This is a genomic window from Paenibacillus marchantiophytorum (assembly GCF_014640555.1).
In the GTDB taxonomy this organism is placed as follows: Bacteria; Bacillota; Bacilli; order Paenibacillales; family NBRC-103111; genus Paenibacillus_E; species Paenibacillus_E marchantiophytorum.
The window spans coordinates 22,835-43,235 of sequence record NZ_BMHE01000030.1; the positions used below are offsets into that span (position 1 = coordinate 22,835).

14 protein-coding genes are annotated in these 20,401 nt (G+C 49.6%); 3 read left to right on the forward strand and 11 right to left on the reverse strand.

Annotated elements, in window-relative coordinates; translation table 11 throughout:
- Together IEY34_RS23485 and IEY34_RS23490 are read right to left on the reverse strand one after the other, a co-directional pair.
- Window positions 1–795, reverse strand: a complete 795-nt coding sequence (locus tag IEY34_RS23485; protein WP_189015691.1) for an ABC transporter permease — start codon at window positions 793–795, stop codon at window positions 1–3.
- On the reverse strand, window positions 788–1,843 hold the full coding sequence (locus IEY34_RS23490; RefSeq protein WP_189015693.1) for an ABC transporter ATP-binding protein: 1,056 nt from the start codon (window positions 1,841–1,843) through the stop codon (window positions 788–790). The genes IEY34_RS23485 and IEY34_RS23490 overlap by 8 nt, the downstream gene beginning before the upstream one ends.
- A 206-nt stretch (window positions 1,844–2,049) precedes the next feature.
- Here IEY34_RS23490 and IEY34_RS23495 point away from each other — a divergent pair, with 206 nt between their 5' ends.
- The 3 genes from IEY34_RS23495 (at window position 2,050) to IEY34_RS23505 (ending at window position 10,239) form a co-directional block, all read left to right on the forward strand.
- Window positions 2,050–3,090, forward strand: coding sequence for an LCP family protein (locus tag IEY34_RS23495; protein WP_229757812.1), 1,041 nt, complete (start codon window positions 2,050–2,052; stop codon window positions 3,088–3,090).
- Window positions 3,091–3,228: 138 nt separating this feature from the next.
- The gene (locus IEY34_RS23500) at window positions 3,229–4,575 is read left to right on the forward strand and encodes a glutamate-1-semialdehyde 2,1-aminomutase (RefSeq protein WP_189015695.1); all 1,347 of its coding nucleotides are present in this window, start codon (window positions 3,229–3,231) and stop codon (window positions 4,573–4,575) included.
- Between the two features lie 1,113 nt (window positions 4,576–5,688).
- Complete coding sequence (locus IEY34_RS23505; RefSeq protein ID WP_229757813.1) at window positions 5,689–10,239, forward strand: glutamate synthase-related protein; 4,551 nt, start codon at window positions 5,689–5,691, stop codon at window positions 10,237–10,239.
- A gap of 793 nt (window positions 10,240–11,032) precedes the next feature.
- On the opposite strand, the gene helD is transcribed toward IEY34_RS23505, so the two are convergent.
- From helD to IEY34_RS23550, 9 genes are all read right to left on the reverse strand, one after another.
- Window positions 11,033–13,432, reverse strand: coding sequence for an RNA polymerase recycling motor HelD (gene helD / locus IEY34_RS23510; protein ID WP_189015697.1), 2,400 nt, complete (start codon window positions 13,430–13,432; stop codon window positions 11,033–11,035).
- 188 nt (window positions 13,433–13,620) lie between these two features.
- The gene (locus tag IEY34_RS23515; RefSeq protein ID WP_189015700.1) at window positions 13,621–14,475 is read right to left on the reverse strand and encodes a DinB family protein; all 855 of its coding nucleotides are present in this window, start codon (window positions 14,473–14,475) and stop codon (window positions 13,621–13,623) included.
- Between the two features lie 61 nt (window positions 14,476–14,536).
- Complete coding sequence (locus tag IEY34_RS23520) at window positions 14,537–15,199, reverse strand: bifunctional 2-keto-4-hydroxyglutarate aldolase/2-keto-3-deoxy-6-phosphogluconate aldolase (protein WP_189015703.1); 663 nt, start codon at window positions 15,197–15,199, stop codon at window positions 14,537–14,539.
- A 36-nt stretch (window positions 15,200–15,235) separates the two neighbouring features.
- Window positions 15,236–16,213 (reverse strand): sugar kinase, encoded by a 978-nt coding sequence (locus tag IEY34_RS23525; RefSeq protein ID WP_189015706.1) that lies wholly within the window; start codon window positions 16,211–16,213, stop codon window positions 15,236–15,238.
- Between the two features lie 196 nt (window positions 16,214–16,409).
- Window positions 16,410–17,270: an inositol monophosphatase family protein gene (locus IEY34_RS23530; protein WP_189015709.1), complete on the reverse strand. Its 861-nt coding sequence runs from the start codon at window positions 17,268–17,270 to the stop codon at window positions 16,410–16,412.
- A 174-nt stretch (window positions 17,271–17,444) separates the two neighbouring features.
- Entirely contained in the window at window positions 17,445–18,215 is a 771-nt protein-coding gene (gene fabI / locus IEY34_RS23535) for an enoyl-ACP reductase FabI (RefSeq protein ID WP_189015712.1), read from the reverse strand.
- A gap of 98 nt (window positions 18,216–18,313) precedes the next feature.
- Window positions 18,314–19,270 (reverse strand): UV DNA damage repair endonuclease UvsE, encoded by a 957-nt coding sequence (gene uvsE / locus IEY34_RS23540; protein WP_189015715.1) that lies wholly within the window; start codon window positions 19,268–19,270, stop codon window positions 18,314–18,316.
- 112 nt (window positions 19,271–19,382) lie between these two features.
- A complete protein-coding gene (locus tag IEY34_RS23545; protein ID WP_189015717.1) occupies window positions 19,383–19,700 on the reverse strand; it encodes a hypothetical protein in 318 nt (105 codons plus the stop codon).
- 94 nt (window positions 19,701–19,794) lie between these two features.
- Window positions 19,795–20,376, reverse strand: a complete 582-nt coding sequence (locus tag IEY34_RS23550) for a TetR/AcrR family transcriptional regulator (RefSeq protein WP_189015720.1) — start codon at window positions 20,374–20,376, stop codon at window positions 19,795–19,797.
- Window positions 20,377–20,401: the final 25 nt, after the last annotated feature.

Here is a 20,401-nt window from a genome sequence, read left to right on the forward strand (position 1 = left end):
TTACCCTCCCTGAACGAACAGACGTGTTTTGGATTTTACCCAGAGGACGTAGATCGGAATAATCAGAAGCAAGAACCACAAAGCCTGTATACCAAGGCTCGAAATAATCTCAGTACCTGTAATTTTCCCGGTAAACGTTGCGCTTGGCAAATAAGTAATCGCTTGAAATGGCAGCCACTTCAGCATGGATCCGAACCAGCCCGGAAAAAATGTAACTGGAATAATCAAACCGGAGAACAGGTCGACCGCAATGCGTTTCATGCGCATCAGACCTTCATTATTTTCTAAAAAGAAGGCAAATAGGCCGGTAATGATATTTAATTGGGTATTAATAAGAAAGCTGAAAAATAACATGACGAAATAAATCGCCCATAAACCTGGGTCCGTCGGAAATTGAATCGGCAGAAGCAGCCAAATGAAGATCATGCCAGGCGTCGTGAAGAGCAGTAATCGAAATACGCCTTCACCGAGTCCCTGCATCATTTTCACGAATACATAATTATAAGGACGAATGAACTGGATCGCTACACTGCCGTCGCGAATCTCACTCGCGATCTCACGGTCCAGATTATTGAAGTAAAAAGCGCGGCCCATCCAAGAAACGGCGACATAGGTCGTCATCTGCCCCAGCGTTAAGCCGCCCAGCATCTCTTGCCCGCCATAAATCGCTTTGTAGACGAAGTAATAAGAACCAATATTAAGCGCGTAAATCAAAATGCCGCTGTAGTAATTCACACGGTAGGCCAGCATCATGAGAAACCGCATGCGGACAACTTCTAGATAAGCACTAAGCATGCGAAATGGCTCCCTCTGGATGTTCCGTTTCAACGGGACGTTTCACATCGGCTGAGCCGGACTTATAAATTTCACGGACGATATCATCGGTATTCGTTTCATTGATTTTAATATCTTGAATTTGCAAAACGCCGACGACACGGCTGAGAACTTCGGAAACATTAGCGCGTTCATGCGGTATGAACACTTTCGCCGACAGCTCATTCTCGAGCTGCCAGGCTACATCTAAGCCAAGTGTAAGCTCTTGGAGACGGGCGAGTGTAACTGGATTCTCGAATTGGAGCACGACTTCCTTGCCTTTCCCCCACTTCACTTTGAGCTCTTCGAGTCCGCCATCATAAATAATACGGCCATCATCGAGCATAATAACACGGGAGCAAAGCGCTTCAATATCTTGCAAATCGTGCGTAGTCAGCAAAATCGTCGTTTCATACCGCTGATTCAGCGATTTGAGGAACTCACGAATTTCGGTTTTGACAACGATATCCAAACCAATCGTAGGCTCATCCAGGAACAAGATAGCAGGATTGTGAAGGAGAGACGCCGCTAATTCACAGCGCATCCGCTGCCCCAAGCTAAGCTTGCGAACAGGTCGTGACAACAAATCGGATAGCTGTAAGCGATCAACGAGTTCATCCAGACGCTTTTTGTAGTCGGCCTCTGACACGCGATACACTTTCTTCAATAATTGAAAGGATTCAACAACGCCAATGTCCCACCATAGCTGACTGCGTTGACCGAACACAACACCGATGCCGGCAACGAACTTCTCCCGCTCCTTGAATGGAACGAAACCGTTCACTTTGATATGTCCGGAAGTTGGGGCAAGAATCCCCGTAAGCATCTTGATCGTCGTGGACTTGCCGGCGCCATTTTCACCGATATATCCACAAATTTCGCCCTTTGGTATTTGAAAGCTAATATCTTTCACAGCGGTGATCTGCTTGTATTCTCGATGAAATAAATCTTGAAATGCACCTTTTAAGCCACCACGGCTTTGCTGAACCTGAAATTCCTTGCGAAGTAAATCTACATCTATGGCTAACATGAACTTCCCCCTGTCTGTATAGACTCGGCTACATATTGTGGCAAAAATCGCCGTAACTTGCTATCGAAGTTTCGTAGCATCTATAATATGGATCATAACGATGATTTGTACAACAAGTTCCACAAACTCACCAAACTCATGATACATTAAATCTGTAAGAAAAAAAAGTACAGATAATCTCTACCTATGAAAGGAGCGCACATAATTTGAGAATTTTTAAACGAACCTTGCTCCTGATAGCCTTGCTGCTTATCGTCGCAGCCGGTTATTACACCTACTCCTTCTACCAGTTCGCTAATAATATTTCCCACAAAGCAGAAACTCCCAAAGGCGGAGGCACAACCATTGCCCAGAGCATCAAAGATAAAGGGGACAAATATACCCCGCCCAAATGGGAAGGCAAACAACGCGTTAATATCCTGCTTCTGGGTGGAGATTCCCGCGGTATGAAGAAGAATGAACTCCCTCGTTCTGACAGTATTATGCTTGCCTCCATTGACCCTGTAACGAAGAAAGCGCACCTGTTCTCCATTCTGCGCGACACTTACGTGAAAATCCCAGGCGAAGGCGAAGATCGCATTAATACAGCTATCACATCCGGTGGCCCGAACCTGGCTATGAAAACGGTCAGTGATTTGCTGGGGATTCCGGTACAATACTATGTTTATACTGATTTCAAAGGATTTATTGCTCTCATTGATGCCGTTGGCGGCATCGATATTGATGTCGAGAAGGATATGAAATACACAGACTCCGAAGACGATCATGTGTACGATATTAATTTAAAAAAGGGACAACAGCATTTGGATGGCAAAACGGCCTTGCAATATGTACGTTTCCGACATGATGCCTTATCCGACTTCACGCGTACGGAGCGACAACGCAAATTCCTGACCGCCGTTGTTCAGAAGATGCAAACAACTTCTTCCCTCATTAAAATGCCAAAAATTCTGAATGCGATGGATCCTTACATCGATACTAATCTCAGTGTCAATGACATGGTCAAGCTAGCTACGCTCGGCTACGAATCCAAAGCAGAAGGCATTATCAGTTCCCAATTGCCGCCAAGCGAATTGCTGATTGAGAAGAACGTTCGCGGTGCCGATGTCATTACAGCGAACAAAGATAAGCTCCAACAACATGTGAAGGATTTGTTCGCTGGGAAAGCTGATGCAGATTCCGGTCCTACGAAGCCATCACCGTCTCCTACGCCTAAGTCTTCCGTGAAAACGACTACGGTGAAATAACGACTCAACCAACCTGCCCAAAGATTATAGCCTCTACTTGTACTGGGCTTAGCGCCTGACAGGATAGAGGCTTTTTAGTAAGATAGGTACAAGCCCAGAACAGTTACATATCATTATAGTAAAGGAATGGTTACTTACATGGAACGCAAACAATCCGAGCTGTTATATCAAGAAGCCCTTCAACATATTGTAGGCGGGGTCAACTCTCCTTCCCGCTCATTCAAAGCCGTCGGCGGCGGCGCTCCCGTCTTCATGAAGCGTGCGCAAGGCGCACACTTCTGGGATGTAGACGGAAATCGCTTCATTGACTACCTCGCCGCCTACGGCCCTATCATTACAGGTCACGCGCATCCGCATGTGACCGAAGCGATTTGCCGCGCCGCACAGAATGGCACGCTGTACGGTACCCCAACCGAACTCGAGATCGAGTTCGCCAAGATGCTCAAGTCGGCGATTCCTTCGCTCGACAAAGTGCGCTTCGTCAACTCCGGCACCGAGGCCGTGATGACGACGATCCGCGTGGCGCGCGCTTTCACGAAGCGCACCAAGCTCATTAAGTTCGCCGGCTGTTACCACGGCCACTCCGATCTAGTGCTGGTGGCGGCTGGTTCCGGGCCGTCCACACTCGGTACGCCAGACAGCGCTGGCGTACCGGCGAGCATCGCGCAAGAGGTCATCACCGTGCCGTTCAACGACATTCCGGCACTGGAGGCCGCACTCGCACGCTACGGTGAAGAGATCGCCGCGGTGATGGTGGAGCCGATCGTCGGCAACTTCGGCATGGTCATGCCCCATGCCGGCTACCTCGAGCAGCTCTGCGCAGCCGCTCGCAAGCACGGCGCCCTCGTCATCTACGACGAGGTCATCACGGCCTTCCGCTTCCACTATGGAGCGGCGCAAAACTATGCCGGCCTCCCGATCGTGGAGGGCGGCACGGCTGAGGCGGCGGCGCGCTTCGCCGCCGTCGAGCCGGACCTTACGGCCCTCGGCAAAGTGATCGGCGGCGGACTGCCGATCGGTGCCTACGGGGGCCGCAAGGCCGTGATGGAACAGGTCGCTCCGCTCGGACCTGCCTATCAAGCCGGCACGATGGCGGGGAATCCCGCCTCCATCTCGGCCGGCATCGCCTGCCTGGAAGTGCTCCAGCAGGCTGGTGTCTACGCCAAGATGGAGCAGCTTGGCGCAACCCTTGCTGGCGGCATCGCGGAATCCGCCGCCCGCCACGGCATTGCCTTGACGCTGAATCGCATCGGCGGCGCGTTCTCTACCCACTTCTGCGACCATCCCATCACGAACTTTGATGAAGCGCAGGACACGGACGGCGAACGCTTCGCAGACTTCTTCCGGCTCATGCTGGAGCAAGGCATCAACCTTGCCCCTTCCAAATATGAAGCGTGGTTTATGACGCTTGCCCATACCGATGACGATATCGCCCAGACACTCGATGCTGTTGATCATGCCTTCAAAACGCTGAAGGCGCGTTAAAAAGCCTCACTGCTCCCATACTCTGTCTTAGAGTTTTGAGGTGGATGTAAGGGGTTCTCCCTTTTTAGTTGACGTCCACCGCAGGCCTCACTGCTTTGGAGGTTCTCGGTCTTGAGTGACATCTAATGAACTGTAGGATGCTTATAGACGAGAAAATGGCTGCTTTAGAGATGTAATGAACTGGATTGGCGTTACCCGGCACTTTATTGGCCGAATGGTCGTCAATTTCTTGAAATAGCGCATCTGGCATTCATTAGATTTTCAGAATGAGTGATTTTGGCCGAATAAATGGTATTGAGTTCGTAAGGAGACTTGCGAAGGTGCATGGACTTGAAGACCTAGCCACAGGCTGGGTCTTTCTTACTTCCAATTTCACTCGCTCACCTTAGATAACTCATCAACTCCGCCATTCAGTAAATATTGTCATCCCGAGCAGCTTCGCCCTCACCCCTCATCGTCTGAATAGGGGGAAAACTTTAAATATTTCGACGAAACTTATGGATATTCACCTTCCATGAAAACGCAAGAATCCGACCATTCCCCAAGTGATCGGACGCATTTCGACATATATTTAGACATCGGTCAATTCTCCAACATGTCCCAGAAACGAACTATGATCCTATGTACGACAGAGTTCGTTCGTATTTTCAGAGCACTCCATGCTAGGAATAATTTGGTTTTATTCACGAATATACAAAAAAGGCAGCGCTTACATTCGTGTTTTCGTTCTGCAACTATTGTCGGATGAAGTTTTTCATGCTATTCTAAGATTACTTTTACCCTTTTCACGAAATGTCGTGTTTTCACAGTATTTCCCTAGAAAGTTAGGGCATGATTTACAAATTTGCCCTTGATTTTTGTGTGTGATGCCTTACTTTAAGGCGGGTCGATTAAAGTCTTATTTTAAGGGAGTAACCCCTTTGAAATTGACATGCTATTCAGTTAGATTGCATTTTTATTCATAATCATGCATCTTTCGTCTTTAACCCATTTGTGGTTAATCCGCGAAAATGCTGAGAGTTGCGGGCTCTATAGTGCCAGAATGCAAGAAATGCAGTACCAGAGGAGTTTAAATATGTATGGGAGGTGACGGTCAGGCGACTGACCAGAGCAATGAATGAAATTATGCGTAATGAAGGCCGTTTTCAAGATTTACTAGGAACTGAACACGACAGCTGCGGTATTATTTGTATTATTGAAAAGAACGGTCACCCTTCCCGTGATAACATCCAAAAAACGATTGATTCCCTTGTTAAAATGGAACATCGCTCGGGTTTTATCAATGGCGAAGGCGACGGTTGCGGTATTTTAACGGATATTCCACGCGCTCTTTGGGAAAAGAAACTAACCGATGCGGGTCAAGACGGCAAACTTGCCTACGATAACCGTTTTTCTGTTGGACATATCTTTGTTCCACGCAAGCTGGACCTGACTGTTACCGAGATCCAAAATGGCATTCGCGAGCTCTTCGCTTCCCATGATGTATCGATTATCCTCGAGCAAGAGAACCAAGTAGACAGCAGCGTTCTTGGACCTAACGGTTTGAATGACGAGCCTACTTTCTGGCAAATTGCAGGGATTAGTAACCAAACAGAAGGCCAAGTGGCTGATCACCTATATGAGTTGCACATCGCAATCGAAGACAAATACAATGTTCACGTAGCAACGCTAAGCAATGTAACTTCTGCTTACAAAGTGCTTGGAGCGGCAAGTATTCTCCCTAAATATTTCAACGATACGCGCGATGCTTTGTTTGCTTCCCAAGTTACCATCGGTCACAACCGTTACTCCACAAACACATTGTCCAGCTTCTTCCGCGTCCAACCGTTCTCCCTGCTGGGGCACAATGGTGAAATCAACACGGTTAAGAAACTTCGCATCGAGGCCGACATGGTTGGCGTTCCGCTCGTTAGCGGCGGTTCTGACTCCCAGGACATGAACAGAACGATCGAAACGTTCATTCACCGCTTTGGTTTGTCTCTTTTTGAAGCCATGGAAATGGTATTCCCTCCTATTATTAATGAAATGAAACAGTTCCGTCCGGAACTTCAAGATTTATATGTGTACTACCGTCAAGTTTGGGGCCACTTTGCCCAAGGTCCTGCGGGGATTGTTTCCCGTTATGGCAACGAGTGTATTTTCAGCGTAGATGCTCTTGGTCTTCGTCCGGTATGGATGGTTGAGAGCGATACTTCCCTCTACTTCTCCTCCGAGCAAGGCGTCATTACGGTTGGTGAAATGGTCGCTGATCCGAAACCAATCGCACCAGGTGAGAAAGTGGGCGTTGTCCTGACACCAGGTGAACACGTTCAAGTTATCCCTTACCATGAAGTTCAAAGCTTAGTGTATGACCGCGCAAGCAAACGTCTGAATATTGGCGGCCTTCGGAGATTTCTGAATCCTGTCAAAACGGATACACAAGCTGATCTCAACGACAACATTGTGGCAACAGATCAGTTGTACAGTGCATTTGGTTGGGATCGTGACGGTATTCAACATATCGAAACCATGTCCGAAACAGGCGCTGAGCCGATCCGTTCCCTAGGTCACGATTCTCCTCATGCTGCACTAGCTTGGGAACGCCAGAACGTTCCTGACTTCATTAAAGAAAGCGTAGCGGTTGTTACCAATCCAGCGATTGACCGTGACCGTGAAATGGAGCATTTCTCCACTCGTATCATTGCGGGTACACGTACACCTGTTTATGGGCAAGTAGATGAGAACTTGCGTCTTGAGCTGCTGGCTCCACTCGTGCTTGAAGGTACGAACGGTGTCGACAGTGAAGAACATTTGTCCCAGCCATCGTATGAGCAATTGCTTGCCTTGTTCCGTGCTCAAGGGGATAACAAAGTTGCCGTTCTTTCTGCTACTTTCGCAAGAGGAACTTCGCTCAGCGAAGGATTGGATAAATTGGCTGCTGACGCTATCTCCGCTGCTCGCAATGGCGCAGCGCTTCTCGTCCTAGACGATGCTGACGCTCACCAAAATGATCGCTTGTGGTTGGAGCCGCACTTGGCTGTTTCCAAAATCGATATCGCACTTCGTGCTGAGAAACTTGGCTTCGGCGACAACTTGCGCCGCCATGTCACATTGATCTTGCGTTCCGCTGCTATTCGCAGCCTGCATGATATCGCAGTTGCTTGCGGACTTGGGGCCGATGTTATCTCACCTTATCTGTTGTTCTCTACCGCTTCTGACAAAGAAGGCAACGCAGCAGCAGCTCGCAAAGTATACGCAGCTCTATCCAAAGGTTTGGAGAAAGTCATCTCCACCATCGGTACGCACGAGCTTCGCGGTTACACACGCTTCTTCTCCTCCATTGGCTTCCACCCGGAAGTTGCTGAGGTGCTGGATATCGTGAACTACCTAGGTAGCGAAAAAGCAGGAACAAGCTTCGCTGTGCTTGAAGCGGATGCTGAAGCACGTTACAACGACTTCACGAATCCAAAAGCGAAAGCTGCGAAAAACTTCCGTTTCTTCCAACGTATGTGGAAAGCTTTGGGCGATGCTGCATCAGGAACGGCTCCTTACAGCGACTACCGCGACAAACTGCGTGAAGAAGAGAAGAAGAACCCGATTTCCATTCGTCATATTGCTGGATTTAATGTAGCGAAAGCTTTGAGCGATGGTCGCAAAGCGCTTGACCCGTCTCAAGTTGATATCTCCATTGGCGGTCATTCCTTGCCGATGTTGATCTCTTCCATGTCCTTCGGTTCACAGAACGAAACAGCTTTCCGTGCCTACGCTGAAGCCGGCGATCGCCTGAACATGGTTACCATGAACGGCGAGGGCGGAGAGATTAAAGATATGCTTGGCCGTTACAAAACAACACGTGGTGCGCAAGTCGCATCCGGTCGCTTCGGTGTTAACGTAGAATTGGCTAATGCTGTAGCATTCCTTGAGATCAAAATCGGTCAAGGGGCAAAACCAGGCGAAGGCGGTCACTTGCCAGGATCCAAAGTAACAGCCAAAATCGCTGCTGCTCGTAACGCAACGATCGGTTCAGACTTGATCTCGCCATCCAACAACCACGATATTTATTCCATCGAGGATTTGGCGCAAATCATTTCCGAACTTAAAGAAGGAAGCGGTCGTAAAGCTAAAATCATCGTCAAAATCCCAGTTGTTCCTGGTATCGGTACGATTGCAGTTGGTGTCGCGAAAGCAGGAGCTGACGTAATTACCCTTTCCGGCTTCGACGGCGGTACAGGGGCGGCTCGTATTCACTCCTTGACACACGTTGGTCTTCCAACAGAAATCGGAACGAAATTGGCTCACGTTGCTTTGATTGAAGCCGGTCTTCGTCACCGCGTAGAGCTGTGGTCCGATGGCGGTCTGAAATCAGGTTCTGACGTTGTTAAAATGGTTATGCTCGGTGCAAACCGCGCAGGATTCGGCAGTATCGCTATGCAATCTATCGGCTGTACAACTTGCCGCGGCTGTCACTTGGATACTTGTCATGTTGGTATCGCAACACAAATCGATTCCATGGAAGAAGCCGAAGAAAAAGGCCTTCGTCGTTTCGTACCGCGTCAATTCGATGTTGCAGTTGACAGCTTGGTTCGTTTGTTCGGCGGTATCGGTGAAGAAGTTCGTGAAGTCGTTGCTTCCCTTGGTTTCAAAAGCTTACAAGAACTCGTTGGCCGTTCCGATCTATTGGAACAAATCAGCCACATTGATCGCATTGATTTGTCCGACATTCTTCGTCCAGCTCCATTGCAGTTCATCTCGGCTGCAGAAAGAGCGATGGAAGAAGCAGCTGTATCGTCCGATATCCGTATCGCGGCTTGTGCTGAAGGTCAAGAATTCTTCCCGGATTCCTTGGCTCTGGACGCTCCAATCGTACGCAATTGGTCCAAAGTAGATGCTGAGTCCCGTATTCTCGGAGCTCGTTACTCCAGCCATCGCGTAAGAGATCGCTTCGACGGCAGCTACGATGCATTGCCGACAGTTAAATTGAACTTCATCGATGGTTCCGTACCAGGTAACGGTCTGGCTGCGTTCAATGCTCGCGGCGTAGACATTACCGTTCACGGTGGAGCAGAAGACGGTCTTGGTAAAATGGCCTTCGGTGGTAAAGTCGCCATCGTCAAAGCACTTGGCAAAAACAACACCTTCATCAATGGCAGCGTTGGTAAATCCTTCGGTTACGGCGCTCAAAAAGGCTTGTTCTTGATCCAAGGCAGCGCAGATACGCGTGCATGTATCCGTTTCTCCGGTGCTGACGTTGTATTCGGCGGCGAGATCACGACACCACTTCAAGACGAACTCGGCGGACTTGCCGCTCGCGCCAATCTCAAAGGCTTCGCGTTTGAATACATGACAAACGGCCGTGCCGTTGTTATGGGCGATCCAGGTCCATGGATCTGTGCAGGGATGACTGGTGGCGTAATCTACCAACGTCTCGTACCAGAAATGGGTCTTGATCAAGCAGCTATCGAACGTCGTATCGCCAAAGGCGCTAAAGTTAAACTTGAAACCATTGGCGTACAAAGCAAAAAAGATCTGACAGAATTGCTCACAGCTTACCACGCTGAGCTTGCTAACTCCGGTCAAGCCGAAGCAGCAGCTAAAATTGAAGGTTTGCTAAGCAACCTCGAAGCTAACTTCATCCGGATTTCCCCGGTCAACATGCAAGCTGACCAATCCGTTGCTACTGAATAGATAACTAAAAGCTCCACAAGACCCTCGTTGGTCTCGTGGAGCTTTTTTCTTGTTGTACGCGGCTTGCCATATACGCCACTCCAAACGCCGCTTGGAGGCTGCTTGGAAAAGCCAAAAAAAGCCGTGCATCCACATGGTAGGGTGAAGGGCCTCGGCACGAGCAACCACTATCCCCTTCCCTCAGGTTACCTCAGATTCCTCCTGCCTGAGCGGTAGGGATAGCAGCTATAGCTCGCCTGCTTCCACTATCCCTTTACCTCAGGTTAGATTTCAGATTCCTCCAAACCTGAGCGGTGGGGATAGCGGCTATAGCTCGCCTGCTTCCACTATCCTCTTCCCTCAGGTTAGATCTCAGAATCCTCCAACCTGAGCGGTGGGGATAGCGGCTATAGTTCGCCTGCTTCCACTATCCCTGTACCTCAGGTTAGATCTCAGTTTCCTCCGGCCTGAGCGGTGGGGATAGCGATTATAGCTCCCTCTGCAACCACTATCCCCTTCCCTCAGGTTATACTCAGGTTCCTCCTGCCTGAGCGGTGGGGATAGCGACTATAGCTCTCCCTACTTTCACTATCCCCTTCCTTCAGGTTAGAGCTTCACATTCCTCCAACCTGAGCGGTGGGGATAGCGACTATAGCTCCCCCCTGCTTTCACTATTCCCTTCCCTCAGGTTAGATTTTCACATTCCTCCTGCCTGAGCGGTGGGGATAGCGGCTATAGCTCTCCCTACTTTCACTATCCCCTTCCTTCAGGTTAGATCTTCACATTCCACCTACCTGAGCGGTGGGGATAGCGGCTATAGTTCGCCTGCTTCCACTATCCCCTTACCTAAGGAATGAATCTTCGACTCCTCACCCACCACGAATTCATAAGTGTCGGGGGATTGATTCGTGATCCACTGACACGGTTCGCCGAGCGAGAATATACGCAGTTCGTGCATAGCTCTGGTGCAAGCGGTGTAGAACAGCTTGCGGTCGTTCTCAAGGCCGTACTGATGATGGGAACCATCATAGACCAGGACGGCATCGAACTCAACTCCCTTCGCCAGATACGAAGGGATGACGAGGACGCCCGACTCGAAGGTCGGGCTATGTTTGGTAACGAGCACCAGCGGCGCAGCCAGCATGGGCTCCAGGGCTTCTTGCGCGAGCCGCCCCTCGCTCGCGGTCTTGGTTATAATCGCGACAGAGGCATAGCCTTCGCCGCGCAGCCGCTCCACCTCGGCTGCCAGCAGGCTATGCAGCGATCCGCGATCGCTGGCTTGAATGACCCGCGGCTTAGCGCCGCCGCGGGTGAAGGGCTCTATGGCATCGCCGCCAGGCACGATGCCGCGGGTGAACTCCACGATCTCGCGCGTGGAGCGGTAGCTCCGGAACAAACGGATGACCTCCGTTTGTTCCGGTCCATACAGGCTGGCGATCGGCTCCATATCGCTGTACGCGGAAGCGTGCGCATAGATCGCCTGGCCCAGATCTCCAAGCGCTGTCATGCGGCAGCGCGGGAAGAGCCGTTTCAGGTAAGCCAGCTGAAACGGAGAATAGTCCTGCGCCTCATCGATGATAACGTGGCGCACAGCACCGTTCGTCTGGAAACCGCAGACCGCTTCCATGAGGTACAAGAGCGGCGTAGCGTCCTCATAGGGCAACCTGCCATTGGCCAGTTCCTCATGTGTCCGCTCATGAACAGCAGACCAATGCGCCTGCTCTTCGGCAATCAACCCAACATGCAGTTGCACGTACAAGCCCGTCAGATCAACAAATTTCAACCTCTTCACCGCATCGCGCACTGGCTTCAATTGCTCCTTGATGACCATCCGAGCCAACAGCACGCGTTCCTGCTCATAATCATCAAATGTGACACCATCGCCTCTCTCCATCTTGCGCAGCCGCTCAAATGCACGATGATAGTCCTCACTGCTCAGGAGTTCAATCTCATCTTCGACCCAAGCAGCCTCACGTTCCAGCTCAGCAAACCGCTCCAACTGCTCCAGCAGCCAACCCTGCATAAGTTCCAAACGGTTCGGGATCCGAATCACGCTATCATAGCTATAAAATCTCTTCACTAACTTATCGGCACTCACGATCTCTCGATCACGAAACACGATAGGGCTAAACAGCATCCCCTCCTGTTGCAAACCCAGTTGGTACGCCTGAACGATTGCCTGGAATGCGGAAGATGACTTAAAGCGAATTCCACTTAACCGAGCTTGATAAGCGGCTGCGCCTCCTGCATCTTGTTCCTGCAATACGTATTCCAACTGCGTAAAAGAGTCCTCAATCTCAAATCTATCCCCCAAACGATGCTCCAAATAGGCTTGATAAGTCGTCTGCTGCATATTCTCTTCGCCCAGTTCTGGCAATACCGTTGAAACATAATGATTAAACAACGGATTGGGCGAAAATAGCACCATTTGATCCGAGCTCAGTTGATCCCGATGCTTATACAGCAAATAGGCGACTCTTTGCAAAGCGGCCGACGTCTTTCCACTGCCTGCAACACCCTGCACGATAAGCATCCTTGCTTGATCATTGCGAATAATGCGGTTCTGCTCTTTTTGAATAGTCGCAACAATCGTTTTCATCTGCGCATCGGAACTTCGACTAAGCACCTGTTTCAGCAGTTCATCGCCAATCGTCAGACCTGTATCGAACATGAGATGAATCTTCCGATCGCGAATGACAAATTGGCGTTTCAGCAGCATTTCCCCTTCTACTGCACCATTCGGTGTGCTAAAGGTGACTTCCCCTGGCGCAAAATCATAATACAAGCTTGAAATTGGAGCTCGCCAATCGTATACCAAATAATCATCCTTCTCTTCATCCAAGAAGCCCGCAATTCCCAAATAAATAGTATCTCCGCCGCGCTCATCTCTTTCCCTGAAATCAATTCGGCCAAAATAGGGCGATTGCACCAGTTTCCTCATCTTCCCTAAAGCAGCGAAGGCCTGTCGATGCGTACGCTCCCGTTCAGACAGCACTTCTGCTTGTTGCCTAATGCTGGCGATCGATTCAACGGCATCTTCCGTCGTGCTCATATCCATCGTGACGTCGTCCCAGTAATGCTTGCGGATTTCAACCACGTCGGACTGCACCTGGCTTACCTGTTCCTCCAACACCTGTATTTTTGTCTGAATCTTCCCAGTGACTTCTTCTACTCTTTGCTTTTCTGCTGCCCAATCCTGCTCGGATAAATGCATAAACAACGCCTCTTTCTACGCTTTGACCTGTGATTTGACACGAAGGCTGTTTTAGTGCTATAATTATATTAGGATAATAATGTTATTTATCCCATATATTATCAATCACTCTTTATCATATCAATTTCATCCACGAAAATCAACAATAAACCCAAATCTTCTCTCAGAGGACTTGGGTTTTTATATGTTTATTTATACTCACCAGTCCGAATGCGCCATATCGCGCGGATATGGTGCGACGCGTGGCCGGCCATCATTTTGAGCAGCTTCGCCACTGTTTCTTCACGATCTTTGGATGTTACTACGGTTCGTCCCAACGCACCTGGCAGGCAGGCGCACAGATTCAAAATATGCTGGCGCAAAGCCCTGAACATAAGGACTTCATCATGAATAGGCCGACTGGCATAGCGGAGACCAACACTCCAATCATCCTGTGAAAAGGAATTGCCCGTATACGAGCGCCCTGGTTCAGCTAACGCGAATTTCACTTTATGAATGGTCACCAGTTCCAGATCAATCACATGCAGCACTTGTTCACGTATCGACCACTTGCCTGGCGCCTCTTGGAGATTTAGCTGCTCCTCGGATAAGTGCGCTACGGCTGCTTCCAGTTCAGTAATCCCACCATGATACATGGCAAGAATCTCTTCGTTCGATGCAGATAACTCTTCCCAATACACCAACAAGTATCCATCAGGGGTAGGCACAAAAAGTTTCCGAATGTGACCCGGGTCTTCTTCTTTCCTGAGATTTGGGACACCTTGATCCAACAGAAATTGATGCACCTCGTTCACGGAGGCGACGCCTATGTAGACGAGATCACCTGGTTTGGGGCAGGATGGCTTAGGCTGAAGCCAGTCCGCTGAGCAGCCATGCTCGGTTACAACAACACGGTAGTCCTCCACGATTTGCAGCAAAACAGCCGCATGTTCCGCATCAGCTTGCTCAACCAAATGCCAACCTAGTTGATCCGTATAAAAGCTGATGGATGCTTCCAACTGCTCTACTTTCAGCAGCAGCCTTGCTTGGCTAGCTTTCATCATTCGCTTCCTTTCTCATATCAAAAAACGCTCCGTCTATATTTCGACGGAGCGTACGTTTTCCCTACTTCTTGGCCGCTTTGTAGGCCTCGATATATTGGGCAGCCTTGTCAGCGACAAGACTGTAATTGCCGGTTTTGACAGCTTCGCTGGTCAAATCTGAACCGATGCCGACGGCAACTGCGCCGGCCTGGATCCATTCGGCTAGGTTGCTCAGCGACACCCCGCCGGTTGGCATAATGTTCGCCTGCGGCAGCGGACCTTTGATGGCCTTGATCATTCCCGGCGAGTAGAGATTGCCTGGGAACAGCTTTACGATATCGACGCCGAGCTCAAGCGCCGTCTGAATTTCTTGAATCGTCATGCACCCTGGCATGACGGGCACGCGGTAACGGTTGCACAGCGCAACCGTATGCGGGTTCAACGCGGGGCCGACAACGAATTCGGCCCCGCTGAGGATCGCGGCACGCGCTGTCTCCGGGTCTAGGGCGGTGCCCACCCCGATAATCGCGTACTTGGACGCGTCCTGCGCGGTGCTCGAGTAGCGCTTCGCCAGCGTCTCGATAGCGCGCAGCGCGAAAGGCACGGTCATCGTCACTTCGATGACCTTAATGCCGCCCGCAATGGCTTGATCCGCCATTTCGACAACTTCTTCCGGCGTTTCGCCACGCAGTACGGCGACAACGCCCTCATTTGATATTTGCTGAACCAATTTAATTTTCTTCAATGGAATCTTCCCTTCTTTTTGAAATGACTCTGTAAGTTAACGTTCGATATGCTTAACATCGTTGAGAACAGCATCCACTTGTTCCCAAGTTGGAGCGCCCTCCCAATCGCCTTCTGTCTGAACGATCAAGGAGCCCACCAGATTGCCGATACGCACGGCTTCCGCGTACTCAAACCCTTTGGTCAAGCCAACCAAGAATCCAGCACAAAACCCGTCTCCTGCGCCAACTGTATCAACCACCTGCTCCGCCTTGAAATAAGGCACAGCTGTAATGGCGTCTGGCATAACAACATAAGTCTCGTTCTCCCCGCCTTTGACGATCGAGATCGCCGACAATTCACGAAGCTTGCTGACGATAACATCCCAGTCCTCTGTTTGATAAAGCAGCTTCAACTCATCCAGACCAGGCAAGAAAATGTCCGATAGCTGAGCCAGCTCGAGCAGCACAGGACGTGCTTCTTCGATACTCCATAGCTTTAAACGCAAATTGGGATCGAAGCTAACCTTCACTCCATGCTTGCGGGCCAGACGAACCGATTCGAACACTGCTGCTTTGCAGGATTCGCTCAGCGCAGGCGTAATACCGGTCACGTGCAGAATTTTCGCTCCAGCAATATAGGCTTCATCCAAATGTTTCACACTTGTCTGACTCGCTGCCGAATTCTTGCGGTAATAATAAACCGATGTTTTGCCCATAAGCACTTCGCGCATCATCAGACCGGTCGGCGCATCTGCCGTCAATTCAGCTCTTGAAACATCGATGCCTTCGCCACGGAGTTTTTTGAAAATCATCCGGCCGAAAGGGTCTTTTCCTAACCGCCCGAACCAACCCACCTTGCTGCCTAGACGCGAGATGCCGATCGCCAAGTTGCTCTCCGCACCGCCAAACAAGCTATGAAGCTCAGAAGAATATTCCAACCCCTTCCCGCCGGAAGGCATAAGCAGCGCCATCGTTTCACCAAAAGTGACAATGTCAGGGCTGTTTCCTGCTTGTACAAGTGTATTGGTCGTCATAGAAGCTCTCCCATTCATTTCCCGAATATGCATAGGCATAATCCGTTAATTGAAACGTTTAAATATAACTGATATCTCATATTATAGTGCATATGAACCGTTTACACCAGACTCTAACTTGCCGAATCTATGAACCAAAATCTCCCTTATCCAAGCAAAAAGAGCCACGTCTGTGACTCTTTCTTGTATTGGTACATTAGAAACCAGTGGCCTCTGCAGCAGCAAGTTCCTGCCCCAGCTCAGCATGAATCTTTCCATTGGTTGCCATTACGTTCCGAACAGCCAGATTGTAAGGCTTGCCTTCCGTATCCGTCACTTGACCGCCTGACTCCTGAATTAACAGCGCTCCTGCTGCAATATCCCAGGAGTTCAAACCGATCTCCCAGAAGCCGCTGAGACGTCCTGCAGCCACGTAAGCCAAGTGCAGAGCAGCAGAACCGGCAACACGAAGGTTGCGCACTTTAGGAGAAAGGGCTTGCACCCCTTTGAGATTTGTAACCAGAGCTCCTTGGCGATCAGCTGGGAATCCAGTAGCAACCAAGCTGACAGACAGTTGGTCCTCAAGTGATACTTCCGTTTTCTTACCATGTCTATAGGCGCCCTTGCCCTTCTCTGCGACGAATAATTCGTCTCGCGTAGGATCATAAACGACACCTACGATGACCTCACCTCTGTGGGCTAACGCGATGGAAACCGAGTAGAAGGGGAAACCGTGAACGAAGTTCGTTGTACCGTCGATGGGATCTACGATCCAGAGGTATTCCTCATCGGACATCGCCTGCAGCGCCTTAGCGGAAGCCTCAGGACCTGGTGCTACGCCTTCTTCGCCCAGAATGGAGTGGTCTGGGAAATGCGTCAAGATCAAGTTGCGGATCAGTTTCTCAGACCCTTTATCGACTTCTGTAACCAAATCCTGTGACGAGAATTTCGTGTCGACCCGGTTGATATCTCCTAATTTGGTTTTAATCCATTGCCCTGCCTTCGCTGCTGTATTAATCGCCACCGCTGTAAAGCTTTTGCTCCCTACTACGAACGGTTCCGCCTCGCCATTTACCATTTATATCAACTCTTTCTTTTCATTAGTTTCAAAGTACTTTAAGTATAGTAAATTATACGTTTTAAATACTAGTGCGTTTCATCCCAATTTATTCGTACATTTTTACATTTTTTTAAGATAAAGACAAAAAATCCGCATCGCCGCTAGGCAATACGGATGCTTTCCGCTATTTTTTTAGATTCCGACGATGTGGTATCCGCCATCCACATAAATCACTTCGCCCGTGATTCCGCGTGAAAGGTTGCTCATAAGGAACATCGCTGTATCCCCAACTTCCGCTGTATCGGTCGTTTTGCGCAGCGGCGCTTTCTCTTCCACTTGGCGCAGAATGGAGTTGAAGTCCTTGATGCCTTTGGCAGCCAAGGTACGGATTGGTCCTGCGGAGATCCCGTTGACACGGATTCCGAATTGGCCCAGATCAGCAGCCAGATAGCGTACGCTGGCTTCCAGCGCGGCTTTGGCAACGCCCATGACGTTGTAGTTCTTCATCGCGCGTTCAGCGCCGAGGTAGGTCATCGTCATGATGCTGCCGCCTTCTGTCATCAGCGGATAGATACGCTTAGCCACAGCTACTAGCGAGTAAGCGCTGATATCATGCGCCAAAGCGAAGCCATCACGCGAAGTATCCACGAACAGCCCGTCCAGTTCTTCTGTTTTGGCAAAAGCAATACTATGTACGAGACCGTGAACCACGCCTAGCTTCTCTTTGAGCGTAGAAGCTAGCGTTTCGATCTCAGCATCCACAGTCACGTTACAAGGCATCAGCGTTGAGCCTGGAATCGTGTCGGCCAATTTGCGAACGCGTTCTTCAACACGCTCATTTTCAAACGTAAATACAAGGTTAGCTCCTTGCGCTGCTAATGATTGAGCAATTGCCCATGCGATACTGCGATCATTGGCAACTCCCATAACAAGTATATTTTTCCCGGTTAACAGTTGACTCATGGTAGTAAAACCCCTCTCAACATTGGATTATGCGGCATTAATTCCCATTCTCCAAAGTACCCCATTTTGTCCAACAATTCAAGGATTAAATATACAGTTTACAGCTGAATCGACGCTTGATTAAGAACTGTAACGCCTTCCTGCTGCTTGAAGTCCTCCATAAGCTGAAATAAGGCTTCATCCTTCTTCTTCGCTTCGATCATAATATCAAGCTTAGGCGTTGTGGGCGCAATCGCTTGAAGGAAAGCCAATAAAGGCCCTATTTCCACGTAATCAGCGTGACTTCTCGGATCGCTCTCGCCCCTTGGGCTGGAAGCGTGAATTTTGGGAGGCAGCTCGCTCGGCCATGTCGCTTGAATACGTGGCCACAACTCTGCGGCATCTTCGCCTTCGTTATTCACCGCATGATGATGGATGTCCAGCACCATAGGAGCGCCTACCGTTTCGGCAATTTCCAGCGTCTCGCGCGCATTGAATGTTTTGTCGTCATTCTCGAGGGTGATTCGCTGTTGGATCTCGGGGGGCAGCGAGGTGAAATTATGAATAAAACGCTTAGCCGCCTTTTCTTTATCCCCATAAGCACCGCCAACATGAATATTGCACATGGCTTCTGCGCCAAACCCCATCGCATTCAGCATAGCGGAATGACGTTCCAGATCCTGAACAGACTTCTGCAGAACGTCCGCCTTAGCTGTGCTTAGCACGGTAAAATGGTCGGGATGAAAGCTGATGCGCATGCCTGACTGCTTGGCATAGCTGCCCAGCTCGGCGAATTCCGCTGAGAGTGTAGGGATCGGGTCCCATTCGGCCAGCATCTCATGACCAATTAGGGGGATCAGCCTAGAAGATAAGCGGAAAACCACGATATCATGGGCACGATTATGCCTGAGCAAGCGAAGTGTATTATGCAGATTCTCAGCGCCGAGTCGTTCCAGCTTCCGAATAGCGGCATCACGATCCAGCAGCTTGCTGAAATTGGTGGCTGTCATGGTTTTGGACGGCGAAGCATTCTTGACCACAGTCGACATGGCCACATAGCCAAGGCGAATAATCATGCACGTATAACCTCCATTATGAGGATATAAATATGAGGATATAATAAATCCTTCTATAGAGTACCCTCCCAGGCACCGGTGCATACACGTTCTGTTTAAGCTGCAGCCATGATTACGATGAGATTACTGCCATGATTTTGAAACTGATATAAGCAGAGAGCGTCAGTGGCAGCACACTGAGCACCAGCATACCCAGCCTCGTCCCGCGGTCTTCTTTGCGCAAAACAATCGAATTGCCAATGAACCACACCAGTACATAAACACATAAAGCAGCTATCGCCATGTACCGTTCCTGATTGGCCGGCCGCGACATGAAGCCATAAAAGCCGAAAATCATATAAATGACCGCATAGGGAGTTGGAATACCCAACAGCAGATTGAAAAGCCAATAGGCTTGGAATTTTCGTTTGGTGAAAATCGTTTGATTCACTTCGGCACGCTCCTTTGACCGGAAATCTACTAGAAATATTGTAGCTTTTCCGGCTAAGAAGAATAAGTACTAAATTTTTATAGTACTGTTTATCCTAAGATGGTGTTTTAATGCCTTCAAAGGCCATTGTCACCAGATTTTCCACATAAGCATCGTCCAGCTTGTCCCCGGTTAATAGCATTCTATAAAAAATGGGACCATAAATGAGATCAATGCATATTTCCATATCGATATTTGCTTTCAATTCCCCGCTCTGAGCCCCTTGCTCCAATAAAAGTCGGGCCTCGCGCCGACGGGGTTGGAAGTATCTAGTTCGATAAGCTTCAGCCAGCCCTGCATCAAACTGTCCTTCCCCGATTAATTCGGTAATGATTTTACCTTCCCGACTTGTCAAAAAGCGGGCTACATTCGTGGCATGAATGAGTACATTATTGAACACTGAGCCGGTGTCAGGCACTGGCAGTCTTGCTGTAGCCGCCGACATGTAACCATCCATAACAACAGCTGCCTTATTGGGCCACCATTTATAAATGGTCGCTTTGCTGACTTGGGCACGCTCAGCGATTTTCTCAACAGTAACGACTCCAAAGCCATGCTCCAACAACAAGTCATACGAAGCAGCAAGGATAGACTGCTGCGTTTCAAGATTACGCGGACGCCCTCTTTTGGCTTTCACACGAATTCCTCCTTTTTATAAAAAC